Source organism: Tolypothrix sp. FACHB-123, from assembly GCF_014697075.1.
Classification (GTDB): domain Bacteria; phylum Cyanobacteriota; class Cyanobacteriia; order Cyanobacteriales; family Nostocaceae; genus Aulosira.
On the sequence record NZ_JACJRE010000004.1, the window covers coordinates 213,750 to 228,803 of the forward strand.

Genomic DNA, 15,054 nt, shown 5'->3' on the forward strand with positions numbered 1-15,054 from the left:
ATTCTAGTAAGCCAGTGGAGGGTGTGTCAGGATGATGGGAATGTGGTAAAGGTGAGGAGAATATGAAAAAGCTGCCTTCCCAATGCCCAATGCCCCATGCCCAATGCCCAATAACAGATATATTATTTTTCACAAACCCTATGGCGTTCTTAGCCAGTTTACCCAAGAAACAGCTAAACACCGCACCCTGAAAGAGTATATTTCAGTTCCTGATGTTTATCCTGTTGGGCGTTTAGATTGGGATAGTGAGGGGTTACTGCTGCTGACGAACAATGGACAATTGCAACATCGTCTTGCCAATCCTCGATTTGGGCATGAACGTACTTATTGGGTGCAGGTAGAACGCATCCCCGATGCAGATGCGATCGCTAAGTTGCAAACTGGGGTAAAAATTCAAGATTACCGTACTCGCCCAGCCAAAGTACAGTTATTACCAGAAGAACCAGCCGTAAGCGATCGCAATCCACCAATTAGATTTCGCAAAAATATACCCACAGCTTGGCTAGAAATGACTTTAACTGAGGGGAAAAATCGGCAAGTGCGACGGATGACTGCGGCTGTAGGATTTCCGACTTTGCGACTAATTAGGGTAAGTATTGCTCACTTACAATTAGATGGTTTAGAACTCGGTCAATGGCGCGATTTGACATCTTCTGAAGTTAAAATGTTTTCCGAGTTAAGGGTTTAACTGATTAAATTCTCCCAAAACATCATTTATTATTTTTCTGATAAGTTACTGTAGCTAATTAATAAGTATTATTGCTTATTATTTATTTAAATAAAAATTTTTTAGTCAAATTTTGGAGATTTGGCTGCCTTTGAGACTGTTTTTACAAGGTTAATTTTTTATTTGGAATTAACCAGCAAAAAAATGTAGTTTACTAAACATAATTTAGCTTCTAACTTGAGCTAAAAATTCACAAACGATAAAACAGTGTAGACCTTTGTTACATAAGTTATTATTTATATAATTTGACAAAAATCTCATTAAAAGCTTTATAATATTCTTTTTTTATTCCTGCCCATATCTCCGTCAACCTTTGGGTGCAAGTAATTAAGTCTTATGAACCGCAATCAGCAATCGATCTGGCATGAAACTCGCCAAAAACAAGATATCTTGGCTGCAACACCTACACGCTTAGAACTTGTGCCCGAACGACCCTGCGATTTAGAACTTTGCACAGCAGAAACCTTGCATTGTATCCAAGAGGAACTTAACTTGTATCGTAGGCTTTATGAAAATATTCCTTCCGTATATTTTAGTTTAGACGCAACAGGAGTAATTCTGTCAGTAAATCAGTTTGGTGCCAACTGTCTTGGATACACTGTAGAAGAATTACTCAATCAGTCTGTTTTTAACTTATTTAAACAGTCAGATAAACAAAGATTATCTGATGCATTTCAGGAAGTTTTAAATAATTTCTTTGAGAAGGAAGTTACCAATTGGGAGTATCGCTTAGATTGTCCCGCCAGCAAGATTTTATGGGTAAAAGTTGTAGCTCGGTTATTGCCTGAGGCAGAGAAAAATTATTTGCTAGATGCAAGCATAACTGATAAATCTCCGCCGAGAAACCCACAAATTCTCATGGTATTAGAAGATATTTCTACTCATAAACAAGCAGAAGATGCATTAAGAGAAAGCGAACAACGCTTTCAGACTATGGCTAATACCGCACCAGTAATGTTATGGATGGCGGGAACTGACGGACTGTTTAATTTTTTTAATCAATCTTGGTTAAAATTTACTGGCAGGACTATGGAGCAGCAGCAAGGTTTAGGCTGGCTGGAAGGAGTATATTCACAAGACCAAAAATTCTGTCAAGAAACTTATGATTCTGCCTTTCATGCCAGAGGTAAATTTGAGATGGAATACCGACTTATGCGTCATGATGGCGAATATCGTTGGATCTTAGATACTGGCGTACCTAGGTTTACACCTCATGGCAAATTTGTTGGTTACATTGGATGTTGCATAGATATTACAGAACGTAAATTAGCAGAAGTTGCCCTCAAACATAGTCAAGAATCTGTACAGGCGCAATTAGAGGAAATGGAAAGTCTCAATCGCCTCAAAGATGAATTTCTCAGTACAGTTTCCCACGAATTACGCACACCACTAACTAATATGAAAATGGCGATTCAAATGCTGGGAATCGCGCTCAATCAAGAGCAAAACTTTATGACAGAAATGGCGAAGCCACAAGCAGAACGCTCAAAGGCGGCTCGATATTATGGAATTTTAGACAATGAATGCGATCGCGAAATTAATCTCATTAGTAACTTTCTAGATCTACAAAGATTGGATACAAGTACTAAACCCTTAGTTCTAGAAACTATTCAAGTACAACAATGGCTGTGGCGGGTTGTCGAACTCTTTAAAGCACGCAATCGCAACTCTTGTCAGCAAAAGTTGCGCCTTAGCGTTGCTGCTAATCTTCCAGTATTAGTATGCGATCCATTTAGTCTAGAACGTATTTTGATGGAACTACTCACCAATGCTTGTAAATTCAGCCCTCCAGATGCAGAAATTACTATTTCCGCCCAATTAAAATCTCCTAATCTCCAATTTCAAGTAATTAATTCCGGTGTAGAAATTCCTAGTTCAGAATTACCGCGTATTTTCGATAAATTTTATCGCATTCCTAGTAACGATCCCTGGAAACAGGGTGGTACGGGATTAGGTTTAGCATTAGTACAGAAACTTATCAAGTATTTGGGAGGAACAATCGAGGTAGAAAGTGGGTCAAACCTTACCTGTTTTGCAATTCAACTACCGCTAAATAGTGAGGTGTGAAGGAAATTTTCCAGAGTCAATAGTCAGTTATTTCTCCTCTGCTCTCCTGCTTCCTTGTCACCCTACACCCCCTTGTGGGAAAAATTAGCTTGCGAATATCGGAAATATTTAGCTAATATGCGTCACAATTAATACTGCTACCAAAATTCAACGTGAAACCACAATTTTTTATGAAGTCTACTGTAGGCAGGGGTAGTCAATTGTGGCACCTTGAATTTTAAGTGGCTAGAAGCACCTTGGAACGGGAATGAGGAAATTCCACTATGCTGATTTGCCCTCAGTGTAAATTTGAAAACTCTAATACCAATAAATTCTGCCAAAACTGTGGTGCATCCTTAACACAGAAATTTTGTCCTGAATGCAGTACCTCAGTACCTATAAACGCGCAAAATTGTCCTAACTGTGGCGCAGATTGTGGAACAGTCTGGTGGGCAATAATTGCCAAACAACCAAGTTTTTTTAGGGAAATAGGAACTGGGGGCGATGGGAGAAATGAGGAAGTAGAAACAGATGAGGGTGCAATATCATCTCCATCTGCTGTGCCTTTGTCTACAACCTCTCACCTAGTGGTAGGCTCTTATTTAGACCCAGAGCAACGCTATCAGTTACTAGAGCCACTACCCACCTTAGAAGAACTTATCCCTAATACTGAAGTATGTATTAAAGTTTTAGACTGCCACCCATATCAGATTGCACCACTGGCGGCGATGTTAGAAAATCACCAAAAGGGACTGGTAACACCATCAGTAGCAGCAAGTGGCATTCCCTTACTTGCTAAACCTTATATCGCTTTACAAGCATACGGGCATCCAGGAATACCAGAAATTCATGATGCATGGCAACAAGGTGATATACAAGTAGTACTCATTCAGGACAGGTCGAATTGGCCGCGTTTACTTGAGCGATGGCAAGAAAACACAACAAGTTCATTGCAAATTTTACATTGGTGTTATCAGATGACCCAATTGTGGACATTGCTAGAACCTGTAAATTGTTGTCCAAGTCTTTTGGATTTATCGAATTTACTTTTGGATGAAGACCAAACATTAACTTTAGGACGCTTATATACAGAACCGTTAACTAGTCCGATAACTGCTGATGTATCGCTAGATATCAGCGAGCAAACAGATGCAGAAAAACAACAGCCTTTAACAATCCAAGCCTTGGGGAGGGTTTGGCAGGCACTATTTAGACAGTCTCAACGGACTCAATTTGGTTCTATAGTCCAGATGTTAGGGGATTTAGAACTCGGTAAAATTGAGACGATGGCACAGTTGCGATCGCGTTTAGAAGAAATGTCTACGGAAATAGTCGCACCCACAGTGGAAACTTTACCGCCTACCCAGGAGCAGTACGCCACCGCACCAACTATGCTGCAAGTAGATGAGCTAGAAAATCTCAATATGAAAGATGATATGCCCACAGTTGTCTTGCCAATGCAGCTAAGTAGCTTGCAAGATGCTGGACAAACTGATGTGGGTCGTCAACGTCATCATAATGAAGACTTCTTTGGCATTGAAAGTTATATTAACAAAATAGAGTTACCCAAAACTCGTGTCCTGCAAGCGCGTGGCTTATATATTCTCTGCGACGGTATGGGCGGTCATGCTGGCGGTGAAGTAGCCAGTGAGTTGGCAGTCAATACCATACGGCAATATTTTCAACAACAATGGACTGCTAACCAACTACCAACAGAAGATGAAATTCGCCAAGCGGTATATCTTGCCAATCAGGCAATTTACGATCTCAATCAAAAAGATGCTCGTTCTGGAGTGGGACGCATGGGTACTACCCTAGTGATGTTGCTAATTCAAGATAGCCACGTCGCAGTCGCCCATGTGGGAGATAGTCGTCTTTATTGCGTTACTCATAAACGAGGACTGGAACAAATCACCATCGACCACGAAGTCGGTCAACGAGAAATTTCTCGGGGAGTAGAAGCCAGCATAGCTTACGCCCGTCCCGATGCTTACCAGCTTACCCAAGCTTTAGGGCCGCGTGACGAAAACTCAATTAATCCTGATGTAGATTTTTTTGAGATTAATGAAGATACTCTCTTCCTACTGGCCTCGGACGGTTTATCGGATAATGATTTATTAGAAAGTCATTGGCAGTCGCACTTAGTACCCCTGCTTGGTTCTGGGACTAACCTAGAAGCAGGCGTCACAGACCTAATTGATTTAGCAAATCAATACAATGGTCATGACAATATTACTGCTATCCTGATCAGGGCAAAGGTGCGTCCCAATCTCGATAGCCAAAGATAAACGGGGACTAGGGATGAGGGACTAGAAAAGATTTTTTCCATGCCCTATGCCTTATGATGCCAGTTGCTACCCTGCGGGAAGCCGCTCCGCGTCTACAACGCGGCGGCACTTCCTTCAAGTCGGCAAAGCCGCCCAACGGAGTGCCTTGGAAACCCACGCAACGCACTGGCTCCCCTATGCCCAATTACCTTATTAGTTTGTATTGTGGTTACTCTGACCCTGCTAGAACCGCAACAAAAAACACCGCTCAAGCAATGGTATTTTGAAAACTCTTCCCTAATTAAAATTGGACGAGCGGCCGATAATCACGTTGTTTTGAGTGATAGTTTAGTATCTCGTTATCATTTAGAACTGAAACAAATCAATTCTGCCAAAAATGGCGGTTTATGGCAGGTAATTAATCACGGCACCAATGGCACTTTCCTCAATGGCGTTCTGGTCACTCAAAGCCAACTACCAGATAATTCTCTGCTGCAATTAGCACAGGGAGGCCCCATACTCAAATTCCAATTGCAAGAGGTAACAGCACCAGATTCTTGGTTGCTGCAATCAGAAATTCCTGGCTCAACGGAAAAAACAATTGCACCTTCATCCTTTCGTTGTACCCATGAAGGAAACTCTCCAAAAAATCTGTTTTGCATCCACTGCGGTCAACCTCTTTTAGTAGAAAAGAAGATTCGTCAGTATCAAGTACTACGAACTTTGGGACAAGGAGGTATGGGTACTACTTATCTGGCGTGGGATACAGCAGGTTTAATTGTCGGACACCCACAATTACTGGTGTTAAAACAGATGAATGCTGACATGGCAAAAATTGCCAAGGCTCAAGAGTTATTTGAACGGGAAGCCCATACTCTCAGATCCCTGAACCATCTAGGAATACCCAAATATTATGATTTTTTTGTTGAAGGTGGCAAAAAATATTTGGCTATGGAATTAGTCCACGGACAGGACTTAGAAAAGCGGATCTATACCACAGGGCCAGTTACGCCTAGCCAGGCGATCGCCTGGATGATCCAGACCTGTGATATTTTAGACTATCTCCACAGCCAAAAACCGCCACTGATTCACCGGGATATTAAACCCGCTAATCTAATGGTGCGAAATTCTAATAATCGTATAGTAGTGTTAGATTTTGGTGCAGTTAAGGAAATAGGGACAGCACCAGGGACTCGGATTGGTGCAGAGGGCTACTGCGCTCCCGAACAAGAACGAGGACAACCCCTGACACAATCAGATTTATACGCTATTGGCCCAACTTTAATTTTTTTGCTGACTGGAGAAAACCCTTTTAAGTTTTACCATCAACGCGGGCGACATTTTCGCTTTGATGTCAGTAGTATTCCGACAATTACTCCGCAATTAAGAGAAGTAATTGACCGGGTAACAGAGCCGTTACCACGCGATCGCTATCAGACATCTAAAGAACTATCTATGGCATTAGCTAATTGTCAATGACAGAATTAGGCAAGAGTGAATGCTGAAAAATTTCAGTCTTCACCCTTGAGAGTTTATTCTTCATCCCAAGCTTCTACTGCCAACAATTCACTAATTGGATCTTGCATACTAAAGCCAAAATCTAACAGTTCTTGTTTCCAGTGTTGCCATTCATTGCCATAGAGCAATGCAATTTTCCAAATACTATCATTTGGCTTGATAATGTTGGATTCTACGAGTGATTGCACGTTACGCTGCAATTTCACCATTGGGTGAATTACTTGCTGAGTCATAACCTCGATTCAATTCAGATTTTGTTTAGTAAAGACTTAATCAAAACTGCTTTCCGTTTTGCAAATGTTACCTATGCGTAGAGGGCTGTAATTTGGGTAAAGCTAGTCTTAACTTTTTAAATATACCATAACTAACCCTACTATGTTGCTGCATAAGTCGGTTTTGTACGGTAATTACCACCAAGAAAACGCAGTTCATAGAATACTGACTGTAGCCACCAAATGCAAAAATTAGCCATCCTCATAAATGCATCAATAGCATAGGCAAGCACGACTAGTGAAACTGTATTTGTTTTCGTCAACGGAATGTGTGCAGATTTTAGAAAACCCATGTCATACGGGCTAAGAGGAAGTTGATTAGTTAACGGTGAAATGATTGACCGTCTTTGAATCCTATATACAATATCGCAAACATTGGACAATAAACAATGTTCTTGCAAATCTTTATATAAATTTTATCTTGATAGTAAATAACTATAATATAAAGTATATATTTTTACTTTTATTTGAATATAAAAATCAAGCCTCTGGTAGATGGAGGAGCTAGAAAATTTCATCAGATTATAAATTAATGCGGAGATACATCAATTTAATTTGATTGCTACAAAAAAATCTCCGTATCTGTAGGGGCAACAGTGACCGTTAGGCAGATGATATAGTGTCGGCTAGACAGAAGAAAGTTAGACAGGTAAAAAATCAGATATTTATGGTGAGTTGTGAGTGCGATCGTCTTACTCTCACGAATAAACAAGCTAGCTAGAGAGAGCGATCGCACTAGAAGAAGATCTTGCTAAAAGAAATTAGCTAGAATATTGACCCAAAAAGGTAAAGAGATACTTTTTACAATAGTACTATTGTACTATAAAATTTTTAAATATTTCCTGTTCTCAGCTTAACAAGGTTGCTTCTTCAGAAAAGCGTAATTATTTAGTACAGGCTTGCATGACAGAATTTTTGCCGTAGCATTGCCATAGCACAAGATTGTGGTTATCATCCAGACTTAGCCTTTAAAGTTTGTGTAAAAAATTTCTATCTCAGATGTTAGTTTCTTGAAAGCAGTGGGTATCCTCATAGCAGAGGATTGCTATTACCTAAGTAATTACCACAGCATATAAAGAAAATATGGGAGCAGGAGAAGAATACTTAATAAATCGCAAAAAGCAAATTCAGCGGCGACAAAAATTTTTAACAATAGTGTCACTTGTCTCTTTCTTCGGTTCCATAGTATTTTCAGCAGTTCCTGTCATACAACAGGCTTTGCAACCACCACAACCAAAGGAAGCAATTAAATCTCCTGATTCTTTATTACAGGAACAGGTAAAGGGTTGGGAGATGGTTTTACAAAGAGAACCAAATAACCAATTAGCCTTGGAAGGGCTGGTAAATGTGCGGATAAAGTTGAAAGACACTCAAGGTGCTATTCAAACTTTAGAAAAGTTAGTTAAATTACACCCAGACCGCCAAGATTACAAGGTTGTTTTAGAGAAAATGAAGAAAGAATCAGGTAAGTAAGCGAGAAATATAATTGCTAATTTGTTAATTGCTTTAGCTTATTCTTCACACGCTTAACTTAATTGATTTAATCATTTTCAAAGAAATAAGTTAAAACAAAATTTAGATAATGCTGAAGTTAATACTTTAATCATCTATCTTATACCGCCTTATTGATCAGATGCTTATATATAAGAGGTGCCTAAAAATTAGAAAATCAATAGTTATCCAATTACAGCGGATATATCTAAGTGAATACTTAGTTGAACCATTGGTAAACATCTCCATAAAACAGAAACAAAAAAGTTATTCAATTTTTATTAAAGTATTAAAATATGACTTTATTAAATCCTTTAATTAGTGTAATTTTGACTACCTATAACCATGAAAAATATATAGGTGAAGCAATAGAAAGTATTCTTAATCAGACTTTAAAAAATTTTGAATTAATTATTATTAATGATGGCTCTACTGATAGAACTGAGGAAATTATAAACATATTTAAAGATGCTCGTATTCATTATATTTATCAAAAAAATCAAGGGACAAGTACTGCTATTAATCAGGGTGTATTAGCCGCTAAAGGTAAGTACATAGCTTTCATGTCTGGGGATGATGTTTGCTATCCCCAGAGGCTGGAAAGACAATACAATTATTGTTCAGAAACAGAACAAAATGTTTTAGTTTTTTCTTGGGTAGATTTTATCAATGAAAATAGTGAAATTTTTTCAGGTGAACCTTATATACCAGCAGACTGGTTTAATAGAAATAATCAAAGTAGCGCCAAAATTTTAAGATACTTCTTTGAAAATGGCAATTATGTCAATGCTCCTACTGCTTTTGTAGAGAAAAAAGCATTTATAAACAGCAATTTATTCCACTTAACTTCTATTCAAGCTCAGGATTTTTATATGTGGATTGAATTACTTGGAAAAGGCTATGAAATATTTATATTGCCGGAAAAATTACTAAAGTATAGAGTTACAGGAAAAACTTTAAGTCAATCACATAATTATAAAATTAGAGAAAGTTTTGAGTATGAACTGTTGCTAAAGAATTTTTTTAAAAATATCCCAGCAACCTTATTTAAAGAAGCATTTAGCAACTTAATCAAGAATAATAACTTCAATAGTGAAATAGAATATGAGCTAGAGAAAGCATTTATTTATTTAAACTACAATTCGCAATTATTTTATAAAATTAGTTATGAGAAACTGTTTGAACTTTTACAAAATCCATATATATTGACCATAAGTAAAGAAAAATACAATTTTGATTTACCTAATTTATATAATTTAATCACAAATTTTCTTAGAATGAATGAAAATGAAAGTAAAAAAGCTTTAGTATCTATAATTATTCCGTGTTATAATCAGGCTCGCTTTTTGAAAGAAGCTGTTGACAGTATCATCAACCAAGTATATCAAAATTGGGAATGTATCATTGTTAATGATGGTAGCCCTGATGATACTAGTGAGGTTGCCAAATTTATTATTGATTTATATAAGAACAGAAAAATATATCTTCTTGAAAAGCCTAATGGTGGTCTTCCAGATGCTAGAAATAAGGGAATAAAGCAATCTTCTGGTCAATATATATTGTGTTTGGATGCTGATGATAAAATCGGTGCTAATTTTCTTGAAGATTCTGTAGCAATTTTACAAGCCCATTCGGCAGTTGGTTTTGTTTATACAGATGTGCAGTACTTTGGAGCTAAAAACGATAAAATTAGCTACGGAGACTTTAATCCTAATATCTTTATAAGAAATAATCAAGCGACCGCCACATCTCTATTTCGCAGGGAAATCTTTGATCAGGTTGGTGGATTCAAAACAATCATGGATGGAGGATTAGAAGATTGGGAATTTTGGATTTCTGCTTATGAAAATGGTTGGCAAGGGTATCGTTTAGCAAAGGCCTCTTTTTACTATAGACAACACGCTACAGGCTCTATGCTGCAAAATCTTGTGAATCAGAAATCCAAGCTGCAAATTCTATTTGCTAGAATTATTAGCCTTCATCCCAAACTGTATACTGAGCAAGAAATACTGTGGGCAGAGCAGACATTATATCAAAATCAAAATAGTGCTGCTACCTCTAAAGCTTTGGATAATTATGAACTGTTACTAACTCAATTATGCAGACAAATTACAGAATATCAGCAGGAAACTCAAAATTATGAATTGGCTAATGTTGCTCAAATTCGGCAACAAATTGCCAAATTATGGCTTAGTGTTGAAACACAACAATTGGCCACTGAATATTTTGGAACTTTAGGCACATTACATTCTACTATCCAAAATATTGGAATTAAAGAAGAAATACTGACTCAAGAGGAACAATCTTTTATAGATGAGGTTCAAGCATATTTGGCTCAAGGTTTAAATCAGCAAAATACCATACAATATCTGCTTGCTGCTCAGGTTTACTGTCGTGCTGACCAGTTACAATTACAGCATGATTTTTCTCATATACCTCATTGGTTTATTCAAGACTATTTGCGTTTCTTATTTGCTTCTCCAGTCCACTTTTACAAACTGGGAGAAGCAGATAATTATAATAATTATCTGCAAGAATTGCTAAATTTTTTACACACATTAATTATCAGTGATACCGATAATAAATTATCGCGGGAAATAATTAATAATTTTGCTCAAAATGGTAATTTTATCCCGTTGTATTTTAATGAAAAAAATCTCAAAAATATTTATATAAAACGTGCAGGAATACTAGAGTTGTTTCTTAAAAATAATGGGTTTGAAGTCAATTATGAGTTTACGGAGCAGCCTGTAAATAGAAAAAAAATTAGGCTTGGTATTTTAGCAACACATTTCACGCCAGGTTCGGAAACATTTGCTTACCTTCCTGTTTATGAATATATAAGTAGAGATTTTGAAGTAATTCTGTATTCTCTTAATCAAACTAGTCATCCCCTAGAACAATATTGTAAAACCTGTGCAAACTTATTTACCTTGTTACCAGCAAATTTATCAGAGCAAGTCAATATTATTCGTGCTGATGATTTAGATATACTATTTATTGCTACTAATGTGACGGCAGTAACCAATCAAATTTGCCTTTTGGCAATGCATAGGTTGGCAAGAATACAAGTTACTAGTGGCGGATCAGTTGTCACTACTGGAATGCGGCACATTGATTATTATATTTCTGGAACGTTAACCGATCCATCACCAACAGCGGCAGAACAGTATCGAGAAAAGTTATTAAAAATAGAAGGAACAGCTCATTGTTTTAGTTATGGTAACGAACAAGAACAGGTAAATATTGAAGTTAAGAGAGAAAATTTAGGAATTGCCAAAGATACTGTAGTTTTTATCTCTGCTGCTAATTTATTTAAAATTACTCCAGAGTTAATTAATACATGGGCTAAAATTATTCTAGAAGTGCCAAATTCAGTTTTGGTATTGTTGCCGTATGGGCCGAATTGGTCAAACATTTACCCAAAAAAATATTTTGAATCTTATTTGATTGTAGTATTTGCAAAATATGGTTTATTAGAAGATAGATTTATAGTTTTAGATCCTCAACCAGTGCCAAATCGGGAAGAGGTTAAAGAATACTTGAAAATTGCTGATGTTTATCTTGATTCTTATCCATTTGCAGGTACAACTTCTTTAATCGAACCACTACAAATAAATTTACCAGTAATAGCTAGGCAAGGTCATAGTTTCCGTTCGGCAATGGGTGCTGCAATGATTCAATCACTAGATGTTTCTGATTTAGTTGCTGATAGTGAAGAGTCGTATATAAAGTTAGCGACTACCCTCGGTAATGACTCTGAATTACGTCATCATAAAAGAAAGCAAATTCAGGAAAAAATGCAAGCTAATCCTAGTTTTTTGGATAGCCGCTCCTATTCAGCTAAGATTGAACGCTTATTTAAGCAACTCTTCAGTAATTATCTTGTAGAGACTCTCCGCCAAAATCTACCCTTGAGAGATATCAATCTGATCATTTTCCCAGATTGGACTCAATCAGAAGAATCCATAGGTTCAGAATTGGAACGAGTCATCAAATTTTTTGCTACTTATCCAGACAGTCAAACAACTACCTTGTTGATTGATACGAATAATATTGCAGTAGAAGATGCAGAAATATTTTTATCGAGCGTAGCTATGAATCTGATGATGAACGAAGATTTAGATATAACGGAGGGATTAGACATTTCTTTGCTAGAACCATTAAGCAATCATCAGTGGCAAGCTTTATTACCTAGCCTGACAGCAAGAATTACTTTGGAGTTTGAAAATAAGCTAGCATTGGCGCAATTACCAATTGCAGAACTTTCTGTTTGGGATTGGGATAAACTTATGAATTCAACTTTAGAAATCACTACTGTTTAGTTATCAAAGTTGAATTAACTGTTTTCTTGAATATTATTCAATAAACCAGAGATTTGAATCTCTGGTATTTTTTTCATGCATAAAAAAAGCTCGCACAAGCAAGCTTTTCATCTACTATTGGTTATGGGTTTTATATTTGATATCATTACCCATCAACATACCGTTGCCACATTTGCTCGTAAGCTTTTTCCATATCACGAGTAAATTGCTTTGCATTCCACAAAGGTGCTGTATGCCTTGATTGACGAAGTTTCCATGAAATTTGTTGTCGTAATTTTTCATCTTTACCCAAGCGTACACCCCATTCTACATACTCATCTTCAGTCCAAGCGATGCCTTCTGTAATACCTGCATTAATCATCATTGTGTAGCTATTACGTGCTGCAAATTGTTGCCCAACTCTGGTGACTACAGGTATACACATCCACAAAGTTTCTAATGTTGTTGTAGCGCCATTGTAAGGATAGGTATCAAGAACAACATCAGCAATTGCTAAATTAGCACGATGGATTGCTTCGGTAGGCGCACCAGGTAAAAATCTGAGCCGGGAAAAATCAACTCCCTCTTCTTCTGCCATACATTCAAAAAATTCTTTTGATGATTCTAGATCTGCATCACCTTTAATCAGAAGATAACTATTAGGCACTTCTCCAATAATTTTTAACTGTAATTGCAGGTGTTCTTGATGTCTTTTATATCCTTTTTGAGTCATGAAATAAACTATGGCATCACTAGGAATATCTAGATGTTCCCTTCGTAAGTTAGGTACATCTACTTCAAAACCATCAACAGCTATATAAGTTTGGGGTAATCTCCAAATTGTTTCGCTGTAATAATCCTGTGCTGATTCAGGTAACACATAAGGATCAGCAATAAAATAATCGATTGATGGCAATCCAGAAGCATCCCAACCTAACCAAGTCACTTGAATGGGCGCAGATTTTATAGACATTAACTCACATGAATGATCTAATGTAATACTATCTAAATCAACTAGAATATCAATTTCATCTGATTGGATTTGATCCCAAATGCCATAATCACGTAACCCAAATTTATGAAATTTTTCAGATTTGTTAATAAAATATTTTTTTGTGAACTGTTCTACAATTTCTGAATCGAATATAAAATAGCTATGAATTTTAAATTTTTCCGGATCGTGATGTTGAAAAAGCCATCGGCAGAGCCATCCTACAGAATGTCTTTTTAAACAGTGAGAAATATAACCTATATTAAGAGCTTTTTTATTTTTATTAATATTTTTTTTACGGGAAGCTAATAACTCATTTTGACGTGTGGACATCTCGCTATGATGTTGAATTATATTAGCTTGGCATAAACTAGAAATTCTATGTTGAAACCAGTGATTATTTTTAGGATCGTCATAAATATATGGCAGGAAAAATAAGGAATTAAAAAGCCTAGCAGCAGTCACTTTTTCCAGATTATCAGGGTTTTCTTTGATTACTTGTTTTGCTAGTAATACTTGCTGCTGCAAGCTAGTACATACTTCTTCCCAATAACTACCAGATGTCATTAAACCTCTTAATATTATGGAGTATGCACAAACTTTTTCAGATGCTGTGGTTGCTAATTCGTAATAGAGTTTAGCTGTTTCTATACCCTGTAAATACTTTTGAGCATTTTGGTAAAAATATGATAACTGTATAATGACTCCTCGATGATTGGGGACTCGTTGTAAACATAATTCTCCAAAGCGTGATGCTAATTCAGGCATTTGTTTGAAAAATGCTATGTTTATAATCTCCAGCATTGCTGTATCAATAATATTAAATGGTTCTGGAAAATATTTTAGACAAGCTTCAAAGAAAGTGAGTAATGCATCTTCTTTGGGCGTATATATTAAAAGGTTTACAATTACATTCAACAATAAATCAGTATCGCAACTATCTATTTGTATTGGTAATAAAATAGTGATTGCTTCTAGTAAGTTAGTAATGTCATCACTAAAATTATTCAATAAAATAGCAAGCTTGACAATATGTAATAAATTATTTATATTTTCTGGGTCAATTTCCTTTATATGTTGACGAATTGCCCATGCAACTTGATAATCATTAATAGTTGCTCGACGTTTAGCTTCGGTTAGCAAAACTTCTAGCAAATCTGCTGTATACATTTCATCAGTATCTGATAATGCCATAAACCAAGTCATTTGTGCTTCGGTTTCTTGACCTTGCAGAAGCAACATTAATCCTAAATTCCAGTAGTGAGACTTGATATCTGGCTCTATTTCAATTGCTTGTTCGTAAAGACTAGCTGCCGCACTATAGTTTTCTTCAATTAGGTATTTTTCTGCTTGCTGTTGCCAAATATTTTTGTTAGCAAGAGGCTGGATAGCAGTCATATTAAAATCTCAGTTCATTTACTGTTCTGTTATATCTTAA

Annotated in this window: 9 protein-coding genes; 7 read left to right on the forward strand and 2 right to left on the reverse strand. The window is 36.7% G+C overall.

Going from position 1 to position 15,054, the window contains the following annotated elements; translation table 11 throughout:
* The first annotated feature begins 103 nt into the window (after positions 1-103).
* From H6G41_RS04735 to H6G41_RS04755, 5 genes are all read left to right on the forward strand, one after another.
* Positions 104-688 carry an rRNA large subunit pseudouridine synthase E gene (locus tag H6G41_RS04735; protein WP_190744039.1) on the forward strand — a complete coding sequence of 195 codons (585 nt, stop codon included), beginning with the start codon at positions 104-106 and terminating at the stop codon, positions 686-688.
* 375 nt (positions 689-1,063) lie between these two features.
* Positions 1,064-2,794 carry a PAS domain-containing sensor histidine kinase gene (locus H6G41_RS04740; protein ID WP_190744041.1) on the forward strand — a complete coding sequence of 577 codons (1,731 nt, stop codon included), beginning with the start codon at positions 1,064-1,066 and terminating at the stop codon, positions 2,792-2,794.
* A 263-nt stretch (positions 2,795-3,057) separates the two neighbouring features.
* Complete coding sequence (locus H6G41_RS04745) at positions 3,058-5,061, forward strand: serine/threonine phosphatase (RefSeq protein WP_190744042.1); 2,004 nt, start codon at positions 3,058-3,060, stop codon at positions 5,059-5,061.
* A 53-nt stretch (positions 5,062-5,114) separates the two neighbouring features.
* Positions 5,115-5,327: a hypothetical protein gene (locus H6G41_RS04750; protein WP_190744043.1), complete on the forward strand. Its 213-nt coding sequence runs from the start codon at positions 5,115-5,117 to the stop codon at positions 5,325-5,327.
* Positions 5,266-6,519 carry a protein kinase gene (locus H6G41_RS04755; protein WP_190744044.1) on the forward strand — a complete coding sequence of 418 codons (1,254 nt, stop codon included), beginning with the start codon at positions 5,266-5,268 and terminating at the stop codon, positions 6,517-6,519. Before H6G41_RS04750 ends, H6G41_RS04755 begins: the two co-directional genes overlap by 62 nt.
* Positions 6,520-6,572: 53 nt before the next feature.
* Here H6G41_RS04755 and H6G41_RS04760 read toward each other — a convergent pair whose 3' ends face one another.
* Positions 6,573-6,791 carry a DUF4327 family protein gene (locus H6G41_RS04760; protein WP_096642191.1) on the reverse strand — a complete coding sequence of 73 codons (219 nt, stop codon included), beginning with the start codon at positions 6,789-6,791 and terminating at the stop codon, positions 6,573-6,575.
* 1,122 nt (positions 6,792-7,913) lie between these two features.
* Between H6G41_RS04760 and H6G41_RS04765 the strand changes: the two genes are divergently transcribed.
* Entirely contained in the window at positions 7,914-8,303 is a 390-nt protein-coding gene (locus tag H6G41_RS04765) for a M48 family metallopeptidase (RefSeq protein ID WP_190744045.1), read from the forward strand.
* A gap of 314 nt (positions 8,304-8,617) precedes the next feature.
* Positions 8,618-12,646, forward strand: a complete 4,029-nt coding sequence (locus H6G41_RS04770) for a glycosyltransferase (protein ID WP_190744046.1) — start codon at positions 8,618-8,620, stop codon at positions 12,644-12,646.
* 145 nt (positions 12,647-12,791) lie between these two features.
* On the opposite strand, the gene H6G41_RS04775 is transcribed toward H6G41_RS04770, so the two are convergent.
* Positions 12,792-15,014, reverse strand: coding sequence for an O-linked N-acetylglucosamine transferase, SPINDLY family protein (locus H6G41_RS04775; protein WP_190744047.1), 2,223 nt, complete (start codon positions 15,012-15,014; stop codon positions 12,792-12,794).
* Between the last annotated feature and the right edge of the window lie 40 nt (positions 15,015-15,054).

What these genes read in the sequence shown, in the direction of transcription:
- H6G41_RS04735 (WP_190744039.1), top strand. Translation starts at nt 104, where the DNA reads ATGCCCAATAACAGATATATTATTTTTCACAAACCCTATGGCGTTCTT.
- H6G41_RS04740 (WP_190744041.1), top strand. Translation starts at nt 1,064, where the DNA reads ATGAACCGCAATCAGCAATCGATCTGGCATGAAACTCGCCAAAAACAA.
- H6G41_RS04745 (WP_190744042.1), top strand. Translation starts at nt 3,058, where the DNA reads ATGCTGATTTGCCCTCAGTGTAAATTTGAAAACTCTAATACCAATAAA.
- H6G41_RS04750 (WP_190744043.1), top strand. Translation starts at nt 5,115, where the DNA reads ATGATGCCAGTTGCTACCCTGCGGGAAGCCGCTCCGCGTCTACAACGC.
- H6G41_RS04760 (WP_096642191.1), bottom strand. Translation starts at nt 6,791, where the DNA reads ATGACTCAGCAAGTAATTCACCCAATGGTGAAATTGCAGCGTAACGTG.
- H6G41_RS04765 (WP_190744045.1), top strand. Translation starts at nt 7,914, where the DNA reads ATGGGAGCAGGAGAAGAATACTTAATAAATCGCAAAAAGCAAATTCAG.
- H6G41_RS04770 (WP_190744046.1), top strand. Translation starts at nt 8,618, where the DNA reads ATGACTTTATTAAATCCTTTAATTAGTGTAATTTTGACTACCTATAAC.
- H6G41_RS04775 (WP_190744047.1), bottom strand. Translation starts at nt 15,014, where the DNA reads ATGACTGCTATCCAGCCTCTTGCTAACAAAAATATTTGGCAACAGCAA.